This is a genomic window from Lysinibacillus sp. 1 U-2021 (assembly GCF_029916965.1).
In the GTDB taxonomy this organism is placed as follows: Bacteria; Bacillota; Bacilli; order Bacillales_A; family Planococcaceae; genus Lysinibacillus; species Lysinibacillus capsici.
On sequence record NZ_CP123966.1, the window covers coordinates 3,548,628 to 3,574,675 of the forward strand.

25 protein-coding genes and 3 tRNA genes are annotated in these 26,048 nt (G+C 38.0%); 24 read left to right on the forward strand and 4 right to left on the reverse strand.

From position 1 onward, the window contains the following. The first annotated feature begins 6 nt into the window (after positions 1 to 6). From yabN to QH639_RS18610, 6 genes are all read left to right on the forward strand, one after another. Positions 7 to 1,467: a bifunctional methyltransferase/pyrophosphohydrolase YabN gene (gene yabN, locus QH639_RS18585; RefSeq protein WP_131522608.1), complete on the forward strand. Its 1,461-nt coding sequence runs from the start codon at positions 7 to 9 to the stop codon at positions 1,465 to 1,467. 4 nt (positions 1,468 to 1,471) lie between these two features. Further along, the gene (locus QH639_RS18590) at positions 1,472 to 1,762 is read left to right on the forward strand and encodes an RNA-binding S4 domain-containing protein (RefSeq protein WP_131522609.1); all 291 of its coding nucleotides are present in this window, start codon (positions 1,472 to 1,474) and stop codon (positions 1,760 to 1,762) included. 148 nt (positions 1,763 to 1,910) lie between these two features. Next, positions 1,911 to 2,210 carry a sporulation protein YabP gene (gene yabP / locus QH639_RS18595; protein ID WP_004229167.1) on the forward strand — a complete coding sequence of 100 codons (300 nt, stop codon included), beginning with the start codon at positions 1,911 to 1,913 and terminating at the stop codon, positions 2,208 to 2,210. Further along, positions 2,207 to 2,698: a spore cortex biosynthesis protein YabQ gene (gene yabQ, locus QH639_RS18600; RefSeq protein WP_131522610.1), complete on the forward strand. Its 492-nt coding sequence runs from the start codon at positions 2,207 to 2,209 to the stop codon at positions 2,696 to 2,698. Before yabP ends, yabQ begins: the two co-directional genes overlap by 4 nt. A gap of 17 nt (positions 2,699 to 2,715) precedes the next feature. After that, the gene (locus QH639_RS18605) at positions 2,716 to 3,120 is read left to right on the forward strand and encodes an FtsB family cell division protein (protein WP_131522611.1); all 405 of its coding nucleotides are present in this window, start codon (positions 2,716 to 2,718) and stop codon (positions 3,118 to 3,120) included. 134 nt (positions 3,121 to 3,254) lie between these two features. Beyond that, positions 3,255 to 3,692 (forward strand): S1 domain-containing RNA-binding protein, encoded by a 438-nt coding sequence (locus QH639_RS18610; RefSeq protein ID WP_048395331.1) that lies wholly within the window; start codon positions 3,255 to 3,257, stop codon positions 3,690 to 3,692. Between the two features lie 86 nt (positions 3,693 to 3,778). Here QH639_RS18610 and QH639_RS18615 read toward each other — a convergent pair whose 3' ends face one another. From QH639_RS18615 to QH639_RS18630, 4 genes are all read right to left on the reverse strand, one after another. After that, on the reverse strand, positions 3,779 to 4,030 hold the full coding sequence (locus tag QH639_RS18615) for a hypothetical protein (protein WP_131522612.1): 252 nt from the start codon (positions 4,028 to 4,030) through the stop codon (positions 3,779 to 3,781). Positions 4,031 to 4,208: 178 nt separating this feature from the next. Next, a tRNA-Glu gene (locus tag QH639_RS18620) sits at positions 4,209 to 4,280 on the reverse strand. 5 nt (positions 4,281 to 4,285) lie between these two features. After that, positions 4,286 to 4,362, reverse strand: a tRNA-Met gene (locus tag QH639_RS18625). 11 nt (positions 4,363 to 4,373) lie between these two features. Further along, positions 4,374 to 4,448, reverse strand: a tRNA-Gly gene (locus tag QH639_RS18630). Positions 4,449 to 4,866: 418 nt separating this feature from the next. Here QH639_RS18630 and QH639_RS18635 point away from each other — a divergent pair. The 18 genes from QH639_RS18635 (at position 4,867) to QH639_RS18720 (ending at position 24,706) form a co-directional block, all read left to right on the forward strand. After that, on the forward strand, positions 4,867 to 7,260 hold the full coding sequence (locus tag QH639_RS18635) for a SpoIIE family protein phosphatase (protein ID WP_237899002.1): 2,394 nt from the start codon (positions 4,867 to 4,869) through the stop codon (positions 7,258 to 7,260). A gap of 29 nt (positions 7,261 to 7,289) precedes the next feature. Beyond that, a complete protein-coding gene (gene tilS, locus QH639_RS18640) occupies positions 7,290 to 8,696 on the forward strand; it encodes a tRNA lysidine(34) synthetase TilS (RefSeq protein WP_237899008.1) in 1,407 nt (468 codons plus the stop codon). A gap of 67 nt (positions 8,697 to 8,763) precedes the next feature. Continuing rightward, positions 8,764 to 9,306, forward strand: coding sequence for a hypoxanthine phosphoribosyltransferase (gene hpt / locus QH639_RS18645; RefSeq protein ID WP_004229145.1), 543 nt, complete (start codon positions 8,764 to 8,766; stop codon positions 9,304 to 9,306). Positions 9,307 to 9,587: 281 nt separating this feature from the next. Beyond that, complete coding sequence (gene ftsH / locus QH639_RS18650) at positions 9,588 to 11,615, forward strand: ATP-dependent zinc metalloprotease FtsH (RefSeq protein WP_131522615.1); 2,028 nt, start codon at positions 9,588 to 9,590, stop codon at positions 11,613 to 11,615. Positions 11,616 to 11,776: 161 nt separating this feature from the next. Next, entirely contained in the window at positions 11,777 to 12,610 is an 834-nt protein-coding gene (locus QH639_RS18655) for an aldo/keto reductase (RefSeq protein WP_281114976.1), read from the forward strand. A 274-nt stretch (positions 12,611 to 12,884) separates the two neighbouring features. After that, positions 12,885 to 13,652, forward strand: coding sequence for a type III pantothenate kinase (locus QH639_RS18660; protein WP_131522617.1), 768 nt, complete (start codon positions 12,885 to 12,887; stop codon positions 13,650 to 13,652). Positions 13,653 to 13,673: 21 nt separating this feature from the next. Continuing rightward, positions 13,674 to 14,555, forward strand: a complete 882-nt coding sequence (hslO, locus tag QH639_RS18665) for an Hsp33 family molecular chaperone HslO (protein ID WP_009373570.1) — start codon at positions 13,674 to 13,676, stop codon at positions 14,553 to 14,555. Then, positions 14,539 to 15,510: a peptidyl-prolyl cis-trans isomerase gene (locus QH639_RS18670; protein ID WP_131522618.1), complete on the forward strand. Its 972-nt coding sequence runs from the start codon at positions 14,539 to 14,541 to the stop codon at positions 15,508 to 15,510. The genes hslO and QH639_RS18670 overlap by 17 nt, the downstream gene beginning before the upstream one ends. A 249-nt stretch (positions 15,511 to 15,759) precedes the next feature. After that, positions 15,760 to 16,689, forward strand: a complete 930-nt coding sequence (gene cysK, locus QH639_RS18675) for a cysteine synthase A (protein WP_004229133.1) — start codon at positions 15,760 to 15,762, stop codon at positions 16,687 to 16,689. 126 nt (positions 16,690 to 16,815) lie between these two features. Then, positions 16,816 to 18,246: an aminodeoxychorismate synthase, component I gene (gene pabB, locus QH639_RS18680; RefSeq protein WP_281114977.1), complete on the forward strand. Its 1,431-nt coding sequence runs from the start codon at positions 16,816 to 16,818 to the stop codon at positions 18,244 to 18,246. Next, on the forward strand, positions 18,243 to 18,824 hold the full coding sequence (pabA, locus tag QH639_RS18685) for an aminodeoxychorismate/anthranilate synthase component II (protein ID WP_281114978.1): 582 nt from the start codon (positions 18,243 to 18,245) through the stop codon (positions 18,822 to 18,824). Before pabB ends, pabA begins: the two co-directional genes overlap by 4 nt. Beyond that, positions 18,825 to 19,664, forward strand: coding sequence for an aminodeoxychorismate lyase (gene pabC, locus QH639_RS18690; RefSeq protein WP_281114979.1), 840 nt, complete (start codon positions 18,825 to 18,827; stop codon positions 19,662 to 19,664). A gap of 13 nt (positions 19,665 to 19,677) precedes the next feature. Beyond that, positions 19,678 to 20,532: a dihydropteroate synthase gene (folP, locus tag QH639_RS18695; RefSeq protein WP_131522622.1), complete on the forward strand. Its 855-nt coding sequence runs from the start codon at positions 19,678 to 19,680 to the stop codon at positions 20,530 to 20,532. Continuing rightward, positions 20,532 to 20,897: a dihydroneopterin aldolase gene (folB, locus tag QH639_RS18700; RefSeq protein ID WP_004229125.1), complete on the forward strand. Its 366-nt coding sequence runs from the start codon at positions 20,532 to 20,534 to the stop codon at positions 20,895 to 20,897. The genes folP and folB overlap by 1 nt, the downstream gene beginning before the upstream one ends. Beyond that, positions 20,897 to 21,409, forward strand: coding sequence for a 2-amino-4-hydroxy-6-hydroxymethyldihydropteridine diphosphokinase (folK, locus tag QH639_RS18705; RefSeq protein WP_131522623.1), 513 nt, complete (start codon positions 20,897 to 20,899; stop codon positions 21,407 to 21,409). The genes folB and folK overlap by 1 nt, the downstream gene beginning before the upstream one ends. Positions 21,410 to 21,496: 87 nt before the next feature. Next, a complete protein-coding gene (gene dusB, locus QH639_RS18710; protein WP_004229121.1) occupies positions 21,497 to 22,537 on the forward strand; it encodes a tRNA dihydrouridine synthase DusB in 1,041 nt (346 codons plus the stop codon). 178 nt (positions 22,538 to 22,715) lie between these two features. Next, entirely contained in the window at positions 22,716 to 24,218 is a 1,503-nt protein-coding gene (gene lysS, locus QH639_RS18715; RefSeq protein WP_281114980.1) for a lysine--tRNA ligase, read from the forward strand. Between the two features lie 206 nt (positions 24,219 to 24,424). Then, entirely contained in the window at positions 24,425 to 24,706 is a 282-nt protein-coding gene (locus tag QH639_RS18720; RefSeq protein ID WP_131522625.1) for a hypothetical protein, read from the forward strand. Positions 24,707 to 26,048 lie beyond the last annotated feature (1,342 nt).

Sequence of the window (26,048 nt, forward strand, 5' to 3'; positions counted from 1 at the left end):
GTAATATTGAATACATTAACAATTATTGGTTTAGGTGCAGGTGACTTTAATCAGCTGCAAATGGGTGTTTATAAAAAATTAAAGGCTGCTAAAAAATTATATGTACGAACAGTGGATCATCCGGTTTTAGAGGAATTAGCAGCAGAGGGTGTGGGATTTGAAAGTTTTGACGACGTTTATGAAAAACACGATACATTTCAACCTGTGTATGCAGAAATAGCTGATTCTCTTATAGAAGCTACCGCTGTTGAGGATGTTATGTATGCTGTGCCAGGGCATCCACTAGTTGCAGAGCAAACAGTGCAATTACTTATTGCAGCAGCAAATGAAGGGAAAATTGAGTTAGTCATTGAGGGTGGTCAGAGTTTCTTAGATCCCATTTTTGGCGCATTAAAAATAGATCCAATTGAAGGCTTTCAATTACTTGATGGTACTAGCTTTTCAATGCATGACATTAACATGCGTCAGCATATCTTGATTGCTCAAGTATACGATACATTCAGTGCATCAGAAGTGAAGCTAACGTTGATGGAGAAATATGATGATGAGTATCCTGTGACAGTTGTGACAGCGGCTGGATCTTCACAGGAACAGATTGTCACAGTGCCACTCTATGAACTCGATCAAAGTGTAGAAGTAAATAATTTAACAACAGTCTATGTACCGCCTGTAAAAACACAGGAGGAGTCATTAAGAGATTGGACAACATTCCGTCAAATCATTGCAACGCTGAGAGGCCCAAATGGCTGTCCTTGGGATCAAAAGCAAACACACGAGTCATTGAAAAAATATTTACTTGAGGAAGCACATGAATACTTGGCTGCGGTTGATGCTGAGGATGATTTTGCTATGATTGAGGAACTTGGTGATGTGTTGTTACAAGTATTTTTGCATGCACAAATTGGAGAAGATCAAGGTTATTTTACACTTGAAGATGTGTTAGCTTCGATTAGTAAAAAAATGATTCGCCGCCATCCGCACGTTTTTGGGGATGTTGCGGTAGAAGACGCAGCTGGTGTTGTGGCTAATTGGGAGGCTATTAAAGCTGAGGAAAAAGGAACGAGCGATAAACCTTTACTAGACGAAGAATATAGAGCATCTTCGGCATTACAGACAGCCTACAATTATCAAAAAAGAGCTGCAAAAGTGGGCTTTGATTGGCCTGATGTGGAGGGAGCATGGGATAAATTTACCGAGGAATGGCAGGAATTTCGCCATGAGGTGACGAAAGGCTCTAATGCGTCCCGTCTTGATGAATTTGGCGATGTATTGTTCACATTAGTAAACTTAGCACGTTTCTATAAATTATCACCAGAAGAAGCCATGCTACATGCAAATGAGAAATTTGCAAAACGTTTTGGCTATGTTGAGCAACAGGTAAAGGCAAGTGGAAAACCATTTTCCGATTTTACTTTAGAACAATTAGATGCATTTTGGAATGAAGCAAAGCAACTAGAAAAGGAGTAAGATTATGAGATTAGATAAGTTTTTAAAAGTATCCCGTTTAATAAAACGTCGTACTTTAGCCAAAGAGGTGGCCGATCAAGGACGTATTACAATCAATGCAAAGATTGCAAAAGCAAGTAGTACAGTGAAAGCTGGTGATGAGCTTGCTATCCGATTTGGTCAAAAAATAGTAACAGCACGTGTAGAAGAAATACGTGAGACTGTGAAAAAAGAAGATGCAGCAAAAATGTTTACCATTTTGAAAGAAGAACGACTTGAAAAGATTGAGCCTGAATTTATTGACGATGAGGAATAAAAGCTAAATTTATTTTCTAGCCCTCCTAATGTTGTCCCGCCTTTCTTTTTGTAGGTGAAAGTATGACACAACTTAAATAAAGTTGTCATGCTTTGAAGGTTGTCCGCATAAAGTGAACAGAAGCTAGGACGACTAAAGGAGGAAAAAAATGACGCTACATCAAGAAAGTAATCGTTACACAATTCCATCTGGAGAGCATATTTTAACGATTCGTAATCGTAAAAGAATGGACATGACTTCTGTAAAATCAATTGAACGCTTTGATCAGGAAGAGTTTTTCATTAAGACGTCCCAAGGGCATTTGTTAATCCGTGGAGAGGAACTGCATATCGTTCATTTAGATGTTGACAAAGGATTATTGACACTTGAAGGAACTGTAAAAACCTTACAGTACGACGAGGAGGAAAGTGGCTTCTCGAAAGGTTTCCTTCATAAGTTATTTGGATGATTGTCAGTGAACAATTTTATCAATTAATTGTCATGGTTTTGAGCGGTATAGCAGTTGGTTTCATAATTGATAGTATAAGGCTCATTGTTTTTTCAACTCCAAAAAGGTCAAGCCTTCGAAAGTGGATGATGGTTGTTGAGTTAATAACTTGGATTCTACTTGGAGGGTTGACATACTATTTATTATTTTGGCTAAAAGATGGCGCTTGGCGGGCTTACGACCCGCTAGCGCAAATAGCCGGAATTTTTTTGTATCAATCATTTTTTCAAACCTTTTTACGTTTCGTTGCTAGAATTTTGGTGAATATAACATGGAGACCTTTTTGGTTCATTGTACGTTTCATAATTACGATTATTCGCCAAATTTTGCAATTATTAATAAATATTGTTATGTTTGTTATAAGACCTTTTGTCAAAATTTATTCGTATTTGTCCTACACTTTTTTTAAAAAATTACGATATTTGAAGTATAATAAAAAGCAACAATAATTATCGGAGGTGCGGACATGACTAGACGTCATTCATCAAATGATGAATCCCAAAACTTCACTAAGCTTGATAATGACTATGTCCGTAACACGGATAGAGCTATAAATCGCAAACAACAGGCTCGAAAGCGTAAGATGCGTCGTATTGTCTTTTTTGCGATTGTACCAGTCATTATTATTGCTCTTCTCTTAAATGTGCTGTCACATCAGAATGAAACATTAGCAGCAAAAGAGAAATCCAAGGAAGAAGCGAATCAGCATCTCACTGAATTGAAAGAAGAACAAGATACATTAAATCTTAAAATCAAACAATTGCAGGATGATGAATATATCGCGAAGCTATTAAGAAAAGAGTACTATTTATCGGAAAAAGGTGAGATTATTTTCATCATTCCAGATAAGGAAGATAAAAAAGACGACTGAAAAGCTATGTATTGTTGACACTCTTTTATTGTTATATATAATGAAAAGAGAAGCTTATTGCAGTAAAAAGTTTGATTAAATTGATTACATGGCTCAAAAGAGTCGCTTAATTTTTAAGGAGGAGCATTTTTTTTATGTCAATTGAAGTAGGCAGCAAGGTACAAGGTAAAGTAACAGGAATCACAAATTTTGGAGCATTCGTTGAGCTGCCAGATGGCAAAACAGGCTTAGTTCACATTAGTGAAGTTGCTGACAATTATGTAAAAGATATCAATGAGCATCTAAAAGTTGGAGATGAAGTTGAAGTAAAAGTGATGAATGTTGAAGCGGACGGAAAGATTGGTCTTTCAATCCGTAAAGCAAAGCCTCAAGCTGAAAGACCAGAGCGACCAGAGCGTCCAGCACGTCCACGTCGTGATAATCGTTCCAATGATCGCAACGAACGCCACCAGCCAAAAGAAAATTTTGAGCAAAAAATGGCACGCTTCTTAAAAGATAGTGATGAACGTCTAGCAACACTTAAACGTGCTACAGAATCAAAACGCGGAGGTCGCGGAGCTAGAAGAGGGTAGTTTGCTGACTGTTTTAATCGTAGAAAAAGTGTATGAAATAGAGTTGGGAGTGGCTTTTTAAAAAGCTACTCCCTTTTTTAATATACCTATAAAGTAGAAGAAGGTCTCTTTTTCTTTTTTGTGGGTGTTATCGTTTTTTCATCGGTAGAACCAATGGATTCTTTCTTCACAGGATGGATAACCATTTTGACAAGTAAAGCAACACCATATACACTCACAGCTAGTCCACCAAGCAATAAGATTATTTGAACAAAAAACGGTAAGTTTATTAGAATTGAAATAAGAATAATCATTGAGCCACTTCCACAAATTAAAGCAGCTTTTGTTAATGCACTCAAGGGAATTAAACCTCCTAAAAACGTTATTTTTACTAGTATGCCATACTTTTATATTCTGTCACATAGCTTTACTTGAGCGGACGGATAGAATTTGCAAAGAAATAGATAGATGGTATAAATAGATGGATAAATTAAAAATAGGTATCTCAGAATCTAGTTCTGAGATACCTATTTGAGATGACCCCTACGGGATTCGAACCCGTGTTACCGCCGTGAAAGGGCGGTGTCTTAACCACTTGACCAAGGGGCCTACTATGGTGGCGGCCGAGGGGATCGAACCCCCGACCTTACGGGTATGAACCGTACGCTCTAGCCAGCTGAGCTAGGCCGCCAAATTTAGAAATGGAGCGGAAGACGAGGTTCGAACTCGCGACCCCCACCTTGGCAAGGTGGTGTTCTACCACTGAACTACTTCCGCATGTCGTTTAAGCAACAAGTTAAATAATACAAGCCAATCGTGCTAGTGTCAAGTAGGTTTATAAAAAATATTTAAAGATATTTCAGGTGTTTAACTAGAGAAGAATATTTTAGCGGATTTTTTGTTCTTACGTAGAAATATATCCTAGAGAAGAGTTGAATCAAACCATTAATAGTACGTGAAATCCCTTCAAACTAGGCTTTAAGATGAATAGTAAATGACTATTTTACGAATTAAATAATTGAATTTTCCGATATTAATATTAACTAAACGCCCTTTACTGTAGAAATTGTTGCCAATTCTCGTATTTATGAATAGCTATTAGTCGAAATATTTATATTTTTTTCTGTCAACGTCAGACAATCTTTCCACACATAATTTTTTATAATAACCAAAAGTGCGGAAAGGGGATAGTTAAATGACAAGTATTGAATGGTATAATACAACGAATGTAGATGACCAAAAAATAGGTTTGAAAAAGAAGCAGATCCTAATAGGCTCTCTCTTTTTTTTAACCGCCTTTTTCTTGGCTCAATCTGTTGTATTTGAAGCGGCTGTACCGTTCTCAGTTCCTTTTTGGGCCATTATTCGAACAAAATATAGGGAGTATGCCAAATTCGTATTATTTGGGAGTTTAGCGGGTTGCTTTTTCCTAGGCTTTGGACAAGTCCTAATTCTCGCTTTACAAATTATCCTGTATGAATGTATTATGCGTTTTCGTTACTGGCAACTGCCCCAAAGTATTGCGGTGTCTTTAGCTGTATTACTGGTACAAATAATGTGGCAAGGGGTGATGTATCAAGGCTTACCACCAGTGCTTGTACAATTTTATGTGGGCTGTGAAGCAGCTTTAGCTCTTATTATGACATTGTTTATGCAAGTATTATTTGTTAATTCGTATGAATGGTTTACGACGCATTGGACATATGAAAAGCTAGGTTCAGGATTAGTCGTCTTTGCAGCCATGCTTACTGGAATGCAAACGGTTGTAATAAGCTATTTTTCACTCCCTATTTTTTTACTGCAGCTCTTTATTTGTTTTGGCGCATTGGTTGGAAGTGTGCCGTTAGCAACTGTCATTGGAGCAGTGCTAGGAACGCTTATTGGTGTGGCCAAGCTTTCGTTTACCGGTATGCTTTCGGTGGCTACCTTAACTGGATTATGTGCGGGTATGGGAGCGAAAGGCGGTAGATTTGGCGTTGCTATTGGTAGTATTTTACCTAGTGTATTTTTTTTATTTTATGACGCCACATTGCCCTTGGATAGTGTTTATTTCACCTCAATTGCCATTGGTAGTATTTTATTTCTAACCATTCCAAAGAAATATTCAGATAAGGTAAGGGACAAGCTCTTTCCACAACGAGAGGAGGTTTTACTAGCCCGACAGAATTGGTTAACAGAACATGTAACGTATAAATTAGAGCACTTTCAGCATTTTGTGCAATTCATGAAGGAACTTGTGTTTGATCGCTTTATGACAGCACCAGTTGAAGCTGCGAAGGAAGTAGCACCAATGAATACTTGTTTAAGTTGTTTCCGTTATGATCATTGTTGGGGTGCGCAAAATAATGGTATGGACAAGCTGATGACAGATTGGTTTCATATGAAAGGCGTAGGCAAGGAATCAGCTATTCATCGTGTTGAAGAACAAATCCGCTATAAATGTGTGAAGTCCACGAAAATCTTTGAGGAATTGGATACAGAACTTTATAGAGAACGAATCAACGGGCAATATTTCCATGGTAAAAAAATGATTGCCCTACAACTGCGTGATATGAGCAATCATTTAAATCAATTAATTGCTGAGATGAAGGAAGATACAATTTCTTTTGTAAGTGTTGAGAAGGACATTGTTGAACGCTTAAAGGAAGCCAATATTGAGTGCTTTCAACTTGATGTCCTAAGCAATAAGCCTGGGGCGAGAAAGATTGTTTGTGCCTTAGCACCAGCGCGTGTCAACTGGGAGAAGGATACAACATTAGCTGAACGTATGATTTTGCCGATTCTTTATGAAATTTTTGATGAACCTTTTGAAATTGAAAAAGTAGTAGCCTGTGAAATACCATTTCGTCATGTTCAAATTTGCTTTAGATCAGCTATTAGCTTTGAAGTAGAGTATGATATATATAGCATGTCTAAAGATGCAACACTATATTCCGGTGATTCTCATGCTCTTTTCCAATTGCATCCAGGGTTATTTGCGATATTGCTGTCTGATGGTATGGGGCAAAGTAAAGAAGCACAACATGAAAGTAGAAAATTGATCCATTTAATGCGAGAGTGTCTAAATTACAATATGAATCCCGAAACTGCGATGCATACGCTCCATTATGTCATGGCATTAAAGCAGCAAGATGATATGTATGCAACCCTTGATTTTGCACTTGTCGATTTACAGCACGGAGATTTGTGGTCGTGGAAGGCTGGTGGAATGTCAACCTACATTTTACGTGGTAAAGAGGTACTGAAGGTTGAAAGTAATGCAGCACCTGTAGGATTCTTATCTATTTCAGCAGTCGAAGCTGAAAAAAGAAAACTGAAGGCAGGTGATGTTATTTTAATGCATTCAGATGGACTGTTCTCAAGTGTAGCTGATTGGGATGAACAAGAGGAAACATTTTTAGCTTACGCACAGCAGGTAGCAAGTACAAATAAAACGATTCAGGAAAAGCTAACAACCATTATGCAATCATTCCAAGGTTATTTTGAAATAGAAGATGATTGTACAGTATTAATGCTAGAGGTGACACATGTTGTACCGACATGGGCTGTCTTTAGACCAGCTCAGTATTCAATGAGTAAATCATCTTAAACTAACAACGAAAAGGGGAGGAGAAGCGTTTGTCATTTGAATTAAAGGTCAAAACATTTATAGAAGAAGAGCAATTATTACAGCAAGGCGACCATCTTCTCATCGCCGTTTCGGGTGGGGTAGACTCTATGGCTTTACTTCATTACTTTATGCAAACACAGGAGCAGTGGAACATTCAGGTGGAAGCGGTACATGTTGATCATATGTTGAGAGGAGAAGCCTCTGCTGAGGATAGGGCTTTTGTTCAAAAATATTGTGATGCTAATGGTGTTTACTTACATGCCAAGGAAATTCCAATACCTACAATATTGGCACAGGAAAATGGTAATACACAGTTAATTTGTCGTAGGGAAAGGTATCAATTTTTCAAAGAAGTGCTGCAAAAAACAAATGCTAATAAGCTTGTAACTGCACATCATGCGGATGACCAACTGGAGTCAGTATTAATGGCCCTTACAAAAAATGCAACAATGAATAGCATGCAGGGCATACGTCCACAAAGAAATTTTGGAGGAAAATCATTAATTCGTCCGTTTTTAACGGTTACAAAGTCTGAAATAGGGGAATATTTACTTAGAAAAGGTTTAGATTATCGAGAAGATGCTAGCAATTCTAAAGATACCTATGTACGTAATCGTTTTAGACATCATGTGGTGCCTTTACTAGAGGCAGAGAATCCGCGAGTGACTGAACAGGTGACCCATTTCACAAAGCAATTACAAGAAGACGATACCTTTTTAATGACATTGGCCCAAGATGTATTTTCCAAAATCATCATAAGAAATAATGAAAATACATATTGCATGGAAATTGAAGCATTTCAATTGATACCACTTGCTTTACAAAGGAGGCTCATTTTAATACTATTAAACTATCTTTACAAAGATTCAAATACGATACAAAGTTATGCCTTATTGACTTCAATTTTAAAGCTTTGTGATACAACAGCAGGGTATGCTGAAATTCACTTACCTGAAGATTTTCTAGCAGTTCGCCGTTATGGAAATTTAACGATTCAGAAAAAGGAGCCGTTAGAAGGCCTAGCTTCTCCTGAGAAACAGGTTATTACGACTGCTAATGGCTGGACAACACTGACAAATGGTGAGCGCTTACGCGTAGTCAATTTGCATGATTTATCGTCTGAATTGCTGACGGATACTGCACAACTTTTTTATTTTAACGCTAGCAAACTCCACCTACCGCTCTATGTTCGGGCACGCAGGGATGGAGATAGAATGCTGTTAAAAGGAATGGATCAGCCAAAACGCTTATCTCGCCTTTTTATAGATGAAAAGATTCCTTTAAATGAGCGAAATAGCTGGCCGTTACTGATTTCTCAATCTGATGAGGTGGTAGCGGTAATTGGTGTGCGTATGGGAATATTTTTTTCAACCACTCCGCAACCAAACGATGATACAGTGCTCATCGTAGACTAAGGTCTTTGTAAAATATTTCACCGAAATAGGGTGAAGATTTTTTGATACATCACGAGGAGGAATCGATATGTTACAAAACGACATCGAAAAAATTATGATTACAGAAGAACAATTGCAAGAAAGAATTGCAGACTTAGGCGCGCAACTAACAGAGGAGTACAAAGATGCATTTCCATTAGCTGTTGGCGTACTTAAAGGGGCAATGCCATTTATGACAGACCTAATGAAACGTTTCGATTCTTTCATCGAACTCGATTTTATGGATGTGTCTAGCTATGGTAATGCTACCGTGTCATCTGGTGAAGTGAAGATTTTAAAGGATTTGAATACAAGCGTTGAGGGACGTGACGTATTAATTATCGAGGACATTATTGATAGTGGTTTAACTTTAAGCTATCTAGTAGATTTATTTAAATATCGCAAAGCAAAGTCCATTAAAATTGTTACATTACTTGATAAACCATCAGGTCGAAAAGTGAATTTGTCTGCTGACTATGTTGGTTTCGAAGTACCAGATGGCTTTGTTGTAGGATATGGCCTAGATTACGCTGAAAAATATCGTAACTTACCTTATATTGGTATTTTGAAGCCTGAGGTATATTCTTTCTAAGATAGAAAAGACCAGCTATGAAAAGTAAAGGTCTCCAGCGCAAGTCACGTATTTTAGTTATGTTTAACATAATTCAAAATCTTGACACAATGTTTAGCTATATCGAGCCCGAGGAACAGGTACAATTACGCTGGGACATATAAAGATGGCCTAAAAACTGTTGTGATAACGGCAATAAGTGAACGAAACATTTTTTAAGTAGGGCTTTTCGTTGTATGATGAAATCATGATATGTTAAGATTTTACTTATAATTTTTCTGTTTGTAATGAGGAGGCTGGAGATGAATCGAATATTTCGATATACCATATTCTATTTACTGATTTTCCTAGTGATTATCGGTATTTTTGGTACTTTCAATGGTGGAAACTCACCAACGAAAGAATTAACTTATCATGAGTTTCAAGAAGCTCTAGATAAGAAAGAAATAACAAGTGCTACAATTCAACCTGATAAATCAGTTTACGTCGTTGAAGGAACATTGAAGGGGTATGAAAAAGGGGAAAGTTTTACTACAAACATCCCTCGTGAAAACCAATCTTTAATGGACCGCATCGATGAAGCTGCTAAGGATAAAAATAGTAATATTAGTTTTTTAGCAGCACCAGAAACAAGTGGATGGATTCAATTCTTTACAGGAATTATTCCTTTCATTATCATCATTTTCTTATTCTTCTTCCTAATGAGTCAATCTCAGGGTGGCGGTAATAAAGTGATGAGCTTTGGTAAAAGTAAAGCTAAACTGTATGATGATCAAAAGAAAAAAGTACGTTTTACAGATGTAGCAGGTGCTGATGAAGAAAAAGCGGAACTTGTTGAAGTGGTAGAATTCTTAAAAGACCACCGCAAATTCACTGAAATTGGTGCCCGTATTCCAAAGGGTATCTTACTTGTAGGTCCTCCAGGTACAGGTAAAACATTACTTGCACGAGCAGTAGCAGGTGAAGCAGGTGTTCCATTCTTCTCTATCTCAGGTTCTGACTTCGTAGAAATGTTTGTCGGTGTTGGTGCTTCTCGTGTCCGGGATCTATTTGAAAATGCTAAGAAAAATGCTCCATGTATCATCTTTATCGATGAGATTGATGCAGTAGGTCGTCAACGTGGTGCTGGTCTCGGTGGAGGCCATGATGAGCGTGAGCAAACATTAAACCAGTTATTAGTTGAAATGGATGGTTTCGGTGCCAATGAAGGAATTATTATCATTGCTGCTACAAACCGCCCGGATATTTTAGATAAAGCATTATTACGTCCAGGTCGTTTTGACCGCCAAATTACAGTAGGGCATCCTGATGTAAAAGGACGTGAGGCAATTCTTAAAGTACATGCACGTAATAAGCCTTTAGCAGATACAGTTGATTTAGCGGCTGTTGCTCAACGTACGCCAGGTTTCTCAGGTGCGGATTTAGAAAATCTACTCAACGAAGCGGCGCTTGTAGCGGCTCGAAAAAGTAAGCGCACTATAAATATGGCAGATATTGATGAAGCATCAGACCGAGTAATCGCTGGTCCTGCAAAAGCAAGTCGCGTATATTCTGCTAAAGAGAAGAAACTGGTATCCTTCCATGAAGCTGGCCACGTAGTCGTTGGTCTTGAGCTAGATGAGGCTGATACAGTACACAAAGTAACAATTGTTCCTCGTGGGCAAGCGGGTGGATATGCGATTATGTTACCGAAGGAAGAGCGCTTCTTTACGACAAAGCAAGAGCTTTTAGATCGTATTGCAGGTCTTCTAGGTGGCCGTGTAGCTGAAGAAATTGTTCTTGGTGAAGTTTCTACTGGAGCACATAACGATTTCCAAAAGGTTACAAGCATTGCCCGTGCTATGGTTACTGAATACGGAATGAGTGAGAATCTTGGAGCTATGCAATTTGGCTCAAGTCAAGGTGGTAATGTATTCCTTGGCCGCGACTTTAATTCTGACCAGAACTATTCTGATTCAATAGCCTATGAAATTGATAAAGAAATGCAAAAAATTATTGATACACAATATGAGCGTACTAAGCGTATCCTTACGGAAAATCGTCACCTGCTTGATTTAATTGCCAATACACTAATGGAAAAAGAAACATTAAATGCACAGGAAATTGAGCATTTACGTGACCATGGTGTGTTACCAGAACCAGAGGCTGCAGAAAAAATTGAGGAGAACACTCCAAAGATTGAAGCAAAGCCTACATTAGATACTATTGGCGAACCAGTTGTTGAAAAAGAACTACTAAGTAAAGAGTCAAATCCAACAACTTTGGATTTAGCAAAAGAACGTAAAGAACCGAATGATGCACCTAAGGGTATCGATGAAAAACGTGATTAAAAATAGGGAAGACTGTTTACTAGTACAGTAAGCAGTCTTTTTCTTTGCCTTTTCTTACTAATAAGCATTAGGATAGAGTAGTAAAAAGACAAGCTGCATACAACTCTGCCATTTAGAGAGATGTAGTATTTGTTAGCCAAAACAGATAGGAGTGTACACACATGGGAAATGTTATATTAAATAATGGTCTTAAAATGCCTTTGGTTGGTTATGGTGTCTTTCGAGTACCCGAAGGAGATGACCTAGCTGAAGCAGTCAAAACAGCTATAGCAAAAGGCTATCGTAGTATTGATACAGCACAAGTATATCGCAACGAAGAAAGTGTTGGACGAGGAATACGTGCAGCCATTGAAGAAGGCTTAGTAACTCGAGAAGAATTATTTATAACATCAAAAGTTTGGAACGATGGACTTTCCTATGAAGAAACACTCGCGGCATATGACAGCAGTCTAGAAAAAATTGGATTAGACTATTTGGATTTATATTTAGTACATTGGCCTGGAATAGACCAAAATTATATTGAAGTTTATAAAGCACTAGAAAAGATTTATCAAGATGGTCGAGTACGTTCAATTGGTGTTAGTAATTTCCATGTACACCATTTGGAAAGCCTTTTGAAGGAAACGACTGTCGTCCCTGTTATAAATCAAATTGAATTCCATCCGCATTTAATACAGGAGGAAGTACGTGCCTACTGTAAGGATAAGGGCATACAGGTGGAGGCATGGTCTCCGTTGATGAATGGTTCACTACTGGAAGAGGCATTGATTCAAGAGCTAGCATCTAAATATGGCAAAACGCCAGCACAGATTGTATTACGCTATGATGTGCAACATGATGTTGTTACGATTCCAAAAACGATGACACCTGCACGTATGGCTGAAAACCTAGCTGTTTTTGACTTTACGTTAACTGAGCAGGAAATGACACAGTTAGATGCAATGAACGATGGACTACGTTGTGGTCCAGATCCAGAAAAATTTAATTTTAAATGATTTCTAAGAGAGGCTACCATATTTAGGGGGCCTCTTTTTAAAGAAGATTGATAACATTTTCAATTGATTTTGACAAACAATATAGGTATTGATCTCCACCTGTAGTAGAAGGTGTTGTACCTAAGACTATCTCTACAGTACAAACAACATCTGCTGAATCAAGATAAAAAGTATGGTATCATTTTCTAAAGTGTTTTATCCTCATTCAAGTTAGAGAGAATATTGTAATATGGGGATTGCCAAAGTTACAATGACGATATGGGAGGTGTCATTTTTGATTTTAGTTTTAGATGCAGGGAATTCAAATATTGTATTAGGTGTCTATGATGACAACGATCAATTAGCCTTCCATTGGCGTATGGTGACGGATCTCCATAAAACAGAAGATGAATATGCTATGCAAGTTCTTTCTTTTTTTAATCATGCAGGCATTTCATTTGAACAAATAACAGGCATTATTATATCCTCAGTTGTGCCACCAATTATGTTTTCACTAGAGGCGATGTGTCAGAAGTATTTTCGAAAAAAGCCTTTGGTAGTAGGACCAGGTGTGAAAACAGGTTTAAATATTAAATACGAAAATCCACGTGAGGTTGGGTCTGATCGTATAGTGAATGCCATAGCAGCTCTAGATTTATATAAGGCTCCTTGTATCATCGTTGATTTTGGGACAGCAACAACCTTTTGTTATTTGAACGAAAAGGGCGATTACATGGGTGGAGCTATTGCGCCAGGCATCACTATTTCTACAGAGGCTCTTTATACACAGGCTGCAAGATTGCCGCGTATTGAAATCGTTCGACCTACACATATCGTGGGGAAAACGACCGTTTCTGCCATGCAGGCGGGAATTTTTTATGGCTTTGTCGGGCAAGTTGAGGGCATTGTTAATCGTATAAAAGCACAAAGTAAAGAGGAGCCATTAGTTATTGCTACAGGTGGATTAGCAAATCTAATCGCAGGGGAGACACAAATTATAGATGTTGTAGATCCATTTTTAACATTAAAGGGTTTATATAAGCTCTATAAACGTAACCAATAGGAAATGAGGGACATTCCATTTATGAGTGATTATTTAGTAAGAGGTTTAGGATTTAATGGACAGGTTCGTGTGTTTGCAGCACGTACAACAGCCACAGTAGGAGAAGTGCAACGCCGTCACGATACATGGCCAGTTGTATCGGCAGCTTTAGGTCGATCAATGACAGCGGCTGTTATGATGGGAGCCATGCTAAAAGGTGAAGAGAAAATCACTATTAAAATTGAGGGCAACGGTCCAATTGGCCCAATGGTAATTGATAGTAATGCACATGGAGAAGTGCGTGGATTTGTGACAAACCCTCATGTACACTTTGATTTAAACGAGCAAGGTAAGCTAGATGTTCGAGCAGGTGTTGGAACAGAAGGTGCTCTTACGATTGTTAAAGACCTTGGTTTAAGAGATATGTTTTCAGGACAAACACCAATTGTTTCTGGCGAAATTGCTGAAGATTTTACTTATTATTTTGCTACATCTGAGCAAGTACCATCATCTGTAGGTTTAGGCGTATTAGTTAATCCAGACAACACTATTCTTGCAGCCGGCGGATTTATACTTCAATTAATGCCAGGCTGTGAGGAAGAAACGATAACTGAAATTGAGCAACACCTTGCTACAATAGAGCCTGTTTCAAAAATGATTGAAAAAGGCTTTACACCAGAGCAAATTTTAGAAGCTGTATTAGGAAATGGACATCTACAAATTTTAGATTCCATGCCAGTTGAATTTAAATGTCAATGTTCAAAAGAGCGGTTTGGTGCGGCAATTTTAGGTCTAGGAACAGCAGAAATTAGAGAAATGATTGATGAGGACGGCGGTGCAGAGGCACAATGTCACTTCTGCTTAGAGACATATAGCTTTTCTAAAGATGAGCTAGAAGGGTTTATCGATGAGCTCAACGCGTAATCGTCGACCTTCAACCAATGTAACACCAAACCAAACTCCTTTATTGCAACGTCGTTTAAAGACAAAGCCTGCTTTAGCTGTCATAGCCGTATTGTTATTAGGAAATATATTATGGTTCATTAGTTGGTTGATCCCGAACAAAGGTCAGGAAATTGGTAGCGACGAACAAGTCGCTGCCATTGACGGGGATGTTATCACACGCCAAGAGTGGATGATTGCTATGGAAGAACGATATGGTAAAGAAACACTCCAAAATTTAGTAAATGAAACGGTAATGGAAAAAGCTGCAAAAACATATAAAATTAAAGTTACTGATAAAGAAATTGATCTTGAATTAGCGTTAATGCGATCTGCTCAAGATAAGTTTGATACAGCCATGCAAAATCTTTCGGCAGAGCAACTACGCCAAAAGATTCGATCACAGCTTATATTGGATAAGGTACTCACGAAAGATGTAGTGATAGAGGAAGAAAACGTTGAAAAGTATTATGAAGAAAATCAAGGCTTATATAATACAAAAACAAGCTATCGTACGAATTTTATTGAGGTCGATTCAAAAAAAGCTGCTGATGAGGCACTGGGTGAATTGAAAAATGGCTCTGACTTTACAGTGCTGGCACGAGAAATTTCTGTTGATAGTGCCTCAGCGAGTTTAGGAGGGGATATTGGTTTCCTTACAGAAAATCAGGAAAATGTAGACCCTGCAATTATTAATACTGTAAAATCACTAAAGGCAAATGAGGTAAGTAAAGCCTTTAAGTTAGATAATGGTCATTATGGCATTGTTCAAGTACAAGAGGTATTAGAAGGACAATCCTTTACATATGACGATGTGAAAGAACATATTGAGCGAGAATTAGCTTTAGAGCAATTACCGCAATCTGTAACGCCAGAAGCATTTTGGTCTGAATTTGATGCTACTTGGTATTATGGAGAGACTAAAAAAGAAAAATAATACATGAAAAGAGTCTGCAGGTTTTGCGGGGTACAATGAGTCTGATCAAACTTACAGGCATTCGTAGTGAATTACCCAATAAATGCAGGTTCTTTTTCTTTAGTGAGCATAAGATTTTTCCTTTTCAAAGCAATGATAAATATTCTGAAAATAATAGTTTTATTTTATTGACAATCGAATGGAAAAATTGATAAAATACAAAATAAGTAAAACCTATAAAAATAGTAGGGATTGGGAGTGGATTAGTAAATGAGTAGATTAGCAAACTCGGTAGCTGAATTAGTTGGTAAAACACCAATTGTAAAATTAAACCATGCAACAAGTGAAAATGAAGGTACTGTGTATGTAAAATTAGAATATTTTAATCCAGGAAGCTCAGTGAAAGACCGTCTGGCTTTAGCAATGATCGAAGCGGCGGAAAAAGACGGGACATTAAAACCTGGTGGTACAATTATTGAGCCGACATCTGGTAATACAGGTATTGGTCTTGCAATGATTGCCGCTGCCAAAGGTTATAAAGCCATTTTAGTTATGCCAGAAACAATGAGCTTAGAGCGTCGTAATTTATTGCGTGCTTATGGTGCAGAGCTTGTATTAACGCCTGGTCCAGCAGGTATGAAAGGTGCAATTGCTAAAGCGGAAGAACTATCTGAAGAACATGGCTACTTCCTACCACAACAATTTACAAATCCTGCGAACGCGGTAATTCACCGTTTAACAACAGGCCCAGAAATTGTAGAAGCATTTGATGGCTTAACACTTGATGCTTTTGTAGCTGGTGTTGGCACAGGTGGTACAATTACTGGTGCGGGTGCGGTCTTAAAAGAAAAGTATCCAAACATTGAAATAATTGCAGTTGAACCAAAGGATTCACCAGTTCTTTCTGGTGGTCAACCAGGTCCTCATAAAATACAAGGAATTGGCGCTGGATTTGTACCAGCAGTTTTAGATACGGAAGTCTATTCTTCAGTATTCCCTGTTGAAAATGAGGTTGCTTTTGAAGTAGCACGTAAAGTAGCACGTGAAGAAGGAATCCTATGTGGTATTTCATCTGGTGCTGCAATCTATGCAGCAATTGAAGCGGCAAAACGTTTAGGTAAGGGTTCGAATGTCCTTGCTATTGTGCCTTCTAATGGTGAGCGTTATCTATCAACACCTTTATATCAATTTGAAGACTAATTCAATTTTTTATGTAAGGGCTCCTTTATAAAGGGGCCCTTTTTTAGTGTGAAAACTATGGCACTATGAAAATTATAAAAATATTCGCTTCTATGTAATAATCAAGTTAAGATGGAATCACATCATATGTTTAAAGGGGAAAATAACTTGAAAACAATACGTACAAGAACATTAACGATGGATGCAGATTCATTTTTTTATAGCTATAAAAGGCAGACAGAGACGCAGCAAGCGCATGTGTTTTTAGAGAGTGGACGTGGTGGACATTTTTCAATAGCTGCGTGGAATCCATTAGCTACCGCACGATCAGTAGAGGGTGGGCTTTTCGTAAATTGGAGAAATGGCCGACAGGAAGTTTTACAAGGTGAGTCCCTTGATTTACTAGAAGAGCTTGTGGCGGAGTATCAGGTTTCTTATAATACAGAGCTACCTGTTTTTCAGGGAGGGGCTATTGGTTTTGTGTCGTATGATTACGCTCGTAAAATTGAGGAGCTTCCTAATACGGCAACAGATGATTTACAAGTGCCAGATATCTATTATTATATCTTTGATTGCTGGGCAGTACATGATGTGCAAACGAATACAGTGACACTTATGAAGTTAGAAGAAAATGAGGTTAATTTGGAAGAATGGGCTAACATCTGGCAGGTTGCAGCACAGGCTGGATTAGATGCGCGCAAATTTGAGAAAACAACTGCTACAGAAGTTAAGAATGATGAAAATGAGTTGCTTGTTTCATTTGCAGGCGACGATTTTGAGGCAGCGGTTAAAAAAATACAAACGTATATCGCGCAAGGTGATGTCTTTCAGGTGAATTTATCTGTTCGTCAGTCTAAGAAACTCAATGCACCTGCAATAGATGTCTATGAGGCACTACGAGCGTTTAATCCGTCACCATATATGGCTTATATTGAAGCACCTGATTTTTCCGTTGTTTCGGGATCGCCAGAGTTACTAGTCAAGCGTCAAGGCAATGAGTTGTCGACGAGACCAATCGCAGGCACTCGACCAAGAGGAAAGTCCGAAGAGGAAGATTTAGCGTTGGCTCAAGAATTAATTGATAATGATAAAGAGCGTGCTGAGCATGTAATGTTAGTGGATTTAGAGCGCAATGATCTAGGACGCGTATCCACCTATGGAACAGTAGAAGTGGATGAGTTTATGGTCATTGAGCGCTATTCACATGTTATGCATATCGTTTCGAATGTGCGTGGAGAAATAGCAGAAGGTAAAACGAATGCAGATGTTATTCGTGCAATGTTTCCAGGTGGGACAATTACAGGAGCGCCAAAGATCCGCACTATGGAAATTATTGAAGAATTAGAGCCTGTACGACGTGGTTTATATACAGGCTCAATCGGCTGGCTAGGCTTTACAGGTGATATGGAGTTTAATATTGTAATCCGTACAGCGTTTGTAAAAGATGGGGTTGCGCATATTCAAGCTGGAGCAGGCATTGTCATTGACTCTGTTCCGGAAAGAGAGTATCAGGAATCTTTAAATAAAGCGAAAGCAATGTGGCAGGCAAAGGCAATGGCAGAGGAGCGAGTAATATGATTTTGATGATCGATAACTATGATTCATTTATTTATAACATCGTCCAATATTTGGGTGAATTTGGTCATGACATAGTAGTAAAACGTAATGATGTTATTACAGTAGAAGAAATAGAACAACTTGCGCCAGATATGATTGTTATTTCTCCAGGGCCATGTAGTCCAAATGAGGCGGGAGAAAGCCTGAACATTATTAAATATTTCGCGGGAAATATTCCAATTTTAGGGGTTTGTCTTGGACATCAGGCGCTTGCACAGGTGTTTGGTGGCCAAGTCATACAAGCGGAACGTTTAATGCATGGGAAGACTTCACCCGTGCTGCATGCCGAAGTAGGTTTGCATAAAGGCATGCCAAATCCATTCCAAGCAACTCGCTATCATTCTCTTATTGTAGAAAAGAAGACATTACCAGCGTGCCTAGAAGTAACAGCTTGGACAGAAGAAGGAGAAATTATGGGTTTACGTCATAAGGAATATCCTATTGAGGGTGTACAATATCATCCGGAATCCATTATGACAGAGCAAGGGAAACAACTTCTTCGCCAATTTATAGAAATGTATATAGAAGGAGTGAAATAGATGCAGTGCTGGATGAACGGAAACTATATGGCGGCCCAGGATCTGAGAATTTCGCCATTTGATCATGGATTTTTATATGGATTAGGATTTTTTGAAACGTTCCGAACATATGGTGGTCAGGTATTTTACTGGGAAGCACATATGGAAAGATTACAGCATGCTTTATCACAATATCACATTCATTTAAACTATCCTGAAAGTGTATTACTTGAGGCTGTGCAACAACTAAATCAACTTGCTGGCGGTCAGGATGGTTACTTCCGTTTAAATGTATCTGCGGGTGAACATAATATTGGATTACAGCCAACAGAATATAGACAACCTAATATCATCATTTTTCGCAAGGAACTTCAAGACACACCGCGTGGTACTGAAAAGTTTGCACAATGGCTTACCATACCTCGCAATACACCTGAACAAGCATTTCGTGTTAAATCGCACCATTACGGCAATAACGTGCTTGGTCGCTTTGAAATGCCATCACTGGCTCAACAAGAAGGTTTCTTTTTAACAGAATCAGGCTATGTAGCTGAAGGTGTGACATCAAATATATTTTGGATAAAAAATGATATACTATATACGCCTTCTTTGGAGACAGGTATTTTACCAGGAATTATTCGTGCATGGGTTATAGAAAAGGCTAGTGCGCTAAACCTTGATGTACAGGAAGGCTTTTATACAAAAGAGGATTTACTACAAAGTACGGAATGCTTCATTACCAATTCAGTACAAGAACTTGTGCCTATTAGTAGCTTGGCGAACCAGCGATTTTTAGGCAATAAAGGACCTATTTATACCATTTTGCATAGCGCATTTGTTCAAGAAGTGGAACAAGGATAGAAGGAGCGTTTACATGCTAGAAAAATATACGAAACCATTAACGATTAATGGTATTACATTAGACTATAGACAAGAAACATTTGTTATGGGGATTCTAAATGTTACCCCAGACTCTTTCTCTGATGGAGGAAAGTATAACAATGTGGAGGCTGCTGTTACTCAAGCGAAAAAAATGGTGGCTGAAGGAGCAAAAATTATCGATGTAGGTGGAGAATCTACACGTCCTGGGTACGAGCGTATTTCAGATGAAGATGAAATTGCACGCATCGTGCCTGTTATTCAAGCGATAGCACAAGAAGTAAAGGTCATTATTTCAGTTGATACGTATAAAGCAAGTGTGGCGCGTGCCGCAATTGAAGCGGGCGCACATATCATCAATGATATTTGGGGAGCAAAGGCAGAACCAGAAATTGCTCAGGTTGCTGCAGACTTACATGTTCCGATCATTCTAATGCATAATCGTGAAAATATGGATTATGGTGTTGATTTTTGGACGACTGCAAAGGTAGATTTAGAAAAAAGTATTGCCATTGCACGGCAAGCGGGAGTTCCCGATCATCATATCATCTTAGATCCAGGTATCGGCTTTGCTAAAAATACTGCACAAAATATAGCTATGATGCAACACTTATCGGATTTAGTGGCTATGGGCTATCCCGTATTATTAGCAACATCACGTAAATCAATGATTGGTAATGTCTTGAACTTACCTGTTGAGGAACGTCTTGAAGGGACAAGCGCCACAGTGGTTTATGGAGTTGAAAAGGGTTGTCATATGATAAGAGTTCATGATGTAAAGGAAATGGTGCGGGCAACGTATATGACGGATGTATTAGTGGGTAAACGTTTGTTTAAGGAGGAAGCCTGATGGATTATATTCATTTAAAGGACATGCAGTTTTATGGTTATCATGGTGTATTAGCAGCTGAAACTACTCTAGGCCAACGCTTTCGAGCAAATGTTTCGCTTGCAGTAGACATGACAAAAGCCGGTGAAACGGATGATCTTTCTTATACCGTAAATTATGCAGAGGTATATGCGTTATGTCGGGATATTGTAGAGGGTGAACCGTTTAAGCTTATTGAGGCTCTTGTTGTGAAAATAGCAAATGTGATTTTAGCAACCTATCCTGATAAAGTAAAAGGAGTTCGTGTAGAGCTTATTAAACCAGACCCACCTATTCATGGTTATTATAAAGAAGTCTCTGTTGAGGTTACGAGGGGGGATTTCTAATGAAGGATGTCTATTTATCTATCGGAACAAATATGGGGGAGAGATATGAGAATCTTCGGCACGCAGTAGACCTTTTAAAGGATAAGAAGGAACTAGAGTTGATTCGTGTTTCATCTGTTTTTGAAACAGCTGCTGTAGGTTTTACGGATCAGGCCGATTTTTTAAATATAGCTGTTCATCTAAAAACAGCTATATCGTCTGTTGAGATGCTGAATATTTGCCAAGAAATCGAACGGGAATTAGGGCGTGTAAGAGAATTCCGCTGGGGCCCAAGAGTTATTGATCTTGACATTTTACTTTACAATCAAGAGAATATTGAAACGGAGAACTTAATTGTTCCTCATCCAAGAATGTACGAGCGAGCATTCGTCCTAGTACCACTTGTAGAGATTACACCATCACCATTCGATGAACAGCTACAACAAGCGCATGATCTGTTACAGCAAATGGATTGTGAAAAGGAAGGCGTAATCTTCTGGAAACCCTTTAATGAGCTGTCAGCGGTGAATTAAGTAATTGTATAGGAATGAATTATCAGCGTATAGCATTAATGATAGATAGAGAAAATAGGTAAAGCCTATAGAGGAGGAAGAAAAACGTTGGGTCAGTCAACAGAGAAGCCATTTCAAATTGGCGATATTGTCATGGACAACCGCGTAGTATTAGCGCCAATGGCTGGGATTTGTAACTCTGCTTTCCGATTAACGGTTAAGGAGTTTGGGGCAGGTCTCGTATACGCTGAAATGATTAGTGATAAGGGCATTGTCCAAAAAAATGAAAAAACATTAGGTATGCTTTATATCGATGAACGTGAAAATCCTCTTTCACTGCAAATCTTTGGTGGAGATAAAGAAACCTTAGTAGAAGCAGCGAAATATGTGGATGAAAATACGACTGCTGATATTATTGATATCAACATGGGGTGTCCTGTTAATAAAATTATAAAATGTGAAGCGGGAGCACGTTTACTACTTGATCCTAATAAAGTATATGAGATGGTAGCGGCTGTTGTGGATGCTGTTAAAAAGCCGGTTAGCGTAAAAATGCGTATTGGTTGGGATGAAGAACATATCTTTGCAATTGAAAACGCTCAAGCGGTTGAGCGTGCAGGTGCAGCTGCAGTAGCAGTTCATGGTCGTACACGTGTACAAATGTATGAAGGTAAAGCGAACTGGGATTACATTCGTCAAGTGAAGGAAAATGTCAGCATTCCTGTGCTAGGTAATGGTGACGTGGAAACACCTCAAGATGCTAAACGTATGCTGGAAACTACAGGTGTAGATGCAGTAATGATTGGACGTGCTGCTTTAGGTAATCCATGGATGATCTATCGTACGGTTCAATACCTAGCAACTGGTGAATTAAAAGAAGAGCCAAGTGTACGCGAAAAAATGGACGTATGTTTACTACACTTTGAACGACTTCTTCAATTAAAAGGAGAAGGAATTGCAGTACGAGAAATGCGTAAGCATGCATCATGGTATTTAAAAGGAATCCGAGGTAATGGTAAGGCCCGCAATGCTATTAACCAAACAGAAACTGCGGCAGAACTTCGGGTACTATTAAATAGTCTTGTACAGGAGTATGAAGAAAGCGAATCTAAATTGATTGTTCCAGAAGTCAAAGAATTAATTATATAGTTTTAATATGGGCGTCTCTATAATTTGATAGAGGCGCCTTTTCGGCAGCATCTTTAATTTTTAGAATTATTAATTATTTTATATTGGATTGAAAATAAATTGAAACAGATGATTACAGCACTAAAATTGTGTACAATAGAAATATTATGGACGTAAACGCGGACAATTTACTTAAGGAGTGAAACAAGTGTCAAATATAGAAGAATTAAATGATCAACTATTGGTGAGACGCCAAAAGATGACAACGATACTAGAAAATGGGCAAGATCCATTTGGAAGCCGTTTTGAACGTACACATTTATCAACAGAAGTACGTGAGCAATTTGCAGATCAAACAAAAGAACAGCTTGAGGAAAACCTTCAAGAGGTAATTATTGCGGGCCGTATTATGACGAAACGTGGTAAAGGAAAAGCTGGCTTTGCACATATTCAAGATTTAAATGGTCAAATTCAAATTTATGTTCGTCAAGATCATGTAGGCGAAGAAGCGTATGAATTATTTAAACAAGCTGATTTAGGAGATATCGTAGGTGTGCGTGGTAACGTGTTCCGTACACAAGTGGGAGAACTTTCTGTAAAGGCTGAGGAATTCACATTCCTTACAAAAGCGCTACGTCCTATGCCAGAGAAATTCCACGGCTTACAGGATGTTGAGCAACGTTATCGCCAACGTTATCTAGATTTAATGACAAATGAAGATAGCAAAAAGACATTTATCACGCGTTCAAAAATTATTTGTGCAATCCGAAATTATTTAGATAATGCTGGATACTTAGAAGTAGAAACACCAATGCTTCACACAATTGCTGGTGGCGCAGCAGCTCGTCCATTTATTACGCATCACAATGCCCTTGATATGGAATTATATATGCGAATTGCCATCGAATTGCATTTAAAACGTTTAATAGTTGGTGGTTTAGAAAAAGTTTACGAGATCGGACGTGTGTTCCGTAATGAAGGAATTTCTACACGCCACAACCCTGAATTTACAATGATTGAACTATATGAAGCGTATGCTGATTATCAAGATATCATGTCTCTAACTGAAAACCTTATTGCGCATGTTGCCCAAGAAGTTCTTGGTACAACTTCAGTTCAATATGGTGAAGATGAAATCAACCTTGCTGTAGGCTGGAAACGAGTTCATATGGTTGACGCTGTAAAAGAGGCAACAGGTGTAGACTTCTGGCAGCCGATGACAAAAGAACAAGCACAAGCACTTGCTAAAGAGCATGGAGTTGAAGTGAAGGATGTACACGAAGTAGGTCATATTATCAATGAATTCTTCGAACAGAAAGTAGAGGAGACGCTTGTACAGCCTACATTTGTGTATGGTCACCCAGTAGAAATCTCACCTCTTGCGAAGAAAAATCCAGAGGACGAGCGTTTTACAGATCGCTTTGAGTTATTTATCGTTCGTCGTGAGCACGCCAATGCCTTCACAGAGTTAAATGACCCTATCGACCAACGCCAACGCTTTGAAGCACAATTAGCAGAAAAAGAAGCAGGTAATGATGAGGCACATGAAATGGACAATGATTTCATTGAAGCATTAGAATATGGTATGCCTCCAACAGGTGGTTTAGGTATTGGTATTGACCGTTTAATTATGCTACTAACAAATTCACCTTCAATTCGTGATGTATTATTGTTCCCAACAATGCGTCATATTACAAAATAAATTACGGCGTAGGCTCTTTATAGAGCTATTATAGAGCAGTCAATGGATTAAGAGGAGAATTCACGGGATAGGTGAGTTCTCTTCTTTTTGTTCAATGAAAAAAATTAAGTTGTTTAAACGTAGATTATATTTAGGTTATACTTTTATAGTTCTATGTTTTTAAATACAATAAGTATAAAAAAGAAGTATTTTATTGGGGGCTTATAATGAATTACAAAATTATTAACAAACAAGTATTTGAACAGGCACAATTACGTTCTGTTTCTGATGTTCCATTTACGGAGGAAGAGCTTGAGCATGGTATGAAATTAGTCGTTGCTAAAAAAGACGAGACACTTACTTTATATTTAGTAGAAATAGATGGCCATAAGAAATTTGATGTTCGTTGGGACGATTCTTCTGAAATCTTTAGTGGCTGGTATTCTGCATGGGATAACTTCTTGTGGTGCTTAAATATAGTTGACCCTCAAGGTAATGAAATAAGATAGGGACTATTAGAAATAAGCATGCGCTAAAGTACTTCTGCTTTAGCGCATGCTTATTTTCATTTAATGCATTTTAAAAAACCAACTAAGACCTAAACAACATAATTAGATTTTGTAGTTATTAGGAAGTAATTTTACACTAAATTTTATGAGTTATATTTAGCTTGAAAAGTAAGTAGTATTTTAATTTAAGATATTGAGATTTAATAGAAAGAGATGTATAGTAAAACAAATAATAAATAAGGAAAGATATTATGATTTACGATTCTCGTAAATACACAAAATAGCTTATTAAAGCAGGTTTATTAAATAAAATTAGATTTTGTGTAAAAAATGCTTGCGAAGTTTTTTCTAACGTGATAAATTATTACTTGTCGTTAAGACGATGCAATTTACAACATTGAACTTCAAAAACAATTTGAAAAAAGATGTTGACATGAATAATTGATTATAATATACTTTAAAAGTTGTCTCCGATGATTTTGAAAAAACATTTTAAAAAAGTGTTGACAACAAAGTAGAGAAATGTTATAATTTAAAAGTTGCTGTCGAGAGATGGTAGCTAAATGAACCTTGAAAACTGAACAAGCAAAACGTAATCAATAAAGTTTTAAGTAGCTAGTTTTGCTAGTGAACGAAACACAATTTTGGACATCAAACATGATGCCAGCAAAACAATTTGAGCTAATCAAATTTCTTTTATGGTTAAATAGCTGCACCTGCACTGCCTGATGTCAGAACAGTATTTTGATGAATTGCCAAGGTTACAATGGCACAAATGCGGCACAGGAGGAAACGTGGTGTATTTAAATATGGGGTAACTCTTTGATTTTAATGGTGCGATAATAGGAATAGAACCCGCATCACAAATTATTGATAAAAATCAGTATTTCATGTTTAGAATAACCACATGCCCCCAATAATGCCCCCACTATCACCGAAGCTCAAAAACACGCATAAAATATGCACCAATGTCCCTATCATCCCGAATCTGGTTTTGGGCGAGCTTGTAGCTAATGGTATGCCATTTAGTAGAAGCATCTGGTCCGTTTAGAATTGAAGCACTTCAAGCTATACCTCTACACTTCAAAGAAGATGAAATACGCCAGCGCTCTTCAAGTCCTATAGATTCTTCTTGCGATATCACTCTATGTAAGTATGACCTCTGATTGCCGAGGCAAGATACTTCAATAGTTTTTGGCAACTCAAAAGCGAGCACTCAAAATCCCCTGCAAAAGCTTTTTGCCATTACCTTGATGATTTAATGGAGGTAAGAACCTTATAGCTTCAAAAGGGATAAAGAGGTTGAAATCGCTTAAAAAATGATCAATTTTGTTGGGGGGTT

Bases quoted from the DNA above. Each gene is read 5' to 3' on its own strand.
- hpt (WP_004229145.1), top strand. From the start codon at position 8,764: ATGTTACAAAACGACATCGAAAAAATTATGATTACAGAAGAACAATTG.
- pabB (WP_281114977.1), top strand. From the start codon at position 16,816: ATGTTTAAAGGGGAAAATAACTTGAAAACAATACGTACAAGAACATTA.
- cysK (WP_004229133.1), top strand. From the start codon at position 15,760: ATGAGTAGATTAGCAAACTCGGTAGCTGAATTAGTTGGTAAAACACCA.
- folP (WP_131522622.1), top strand. From the start codon at position 19,678: ATGCTAGAAAAATATACGAAACCATTAACGATTAATGGTATTACATTA.
- pabC (WP_281114979.1), top strand. From the start codon at position 18,825: ATGCAGTGCTGGATGAACGGAAACTATATGGCGGCCCAGGATCTGAGA.
- folB (WP_004229125.1), top strand. From the start codon at position 20,532: ATGGATTATATTCATTTAAAGGACATGCAGTTTTATGGTTATCATGGT.
- QH639_RS18590 (WP_131522609.1), top strand. From the start codon at position 1,472: ATGAGATTAGATAAGTTTTTAAAAGTATCCCGTTTAATAAAACGTCGT.
- pabA (WP_281114978.1), top strand. From the start codon at position 18,243: ATGATTTTGATGATCGATAACTATGATTCATTTATTTATAACATCGTC.
- QH639_RS18655 (WP_281114976.1), top strand. From the start codon at position 11,777: ATGGGAAATGTTATATTAAATAATGGTCTTAAAATGCCTTTGGTTGGT.
- QH639_RS18635 (WP_237899002.1), top strand. From the start codon at position 4,867: ATGACAAGTATTGAATGGTATAATACAACGAATGTAGATGACCAAAAA.
- hslO (WP_009373570.1), top strand. From the start codon at position 13,674: ATGAGTGATTATTTAGTAAGAGGTTTAGGATTTAATGGACAGGTTCGT.
- QH639_RS18610 (WP_048395331.1), top strand. From the start codon at position 3,255: ATGTCAATTGAAGTAGGCAGCAAGGTACAAGGTAAAGTAACAGGAATC.
- yabQ (WP_131522610.1), top strand. From the start codon at position 2,207: ATGATTGTCAGTGAACAATTTTATCAATTAATTGTCATGGTTTTGAGC.
- QH639_RS18720 (WP_131522625.1), top strand. From the start codon at position 24,425: ATGAATTACAAAATTATTAACAAACAAGTATTTGAACAGGCACAATTA.
- QH639_RS18605 (WP_131522611.1), top strand. From the start codon at position 2,716: ATGACTAGACGTCATTCATCAAATGATGAATCCCAAAACTTCACTAAG.
- yabP (WP_004229167.1), top strand. From the start codon at position 1,911: ATGACGCTACATCAAGAAAGTAATCGTTACACAATTCCATCTGGAGAG.
- QH639_RS18670 (WP_131522618.1), top strand. From the start codon at position 14,539: ATGAGCTCAACGCGTAATCGTCGACCTTCAACCAATGTAACACCAAAC.
- folK (WP_131522623.1), top strand. From the start codon at position 20,897: ATGAAGGATGTCTATTTATCTATCGGAACAAATATGGGGGAGAGATAT.
- ftsH (WP_131522615.1), top strand. From the start codon at position 9,588: ATGAATCGAATATTTCGATATACCATATTCTATTTACTGATTTTCCTA.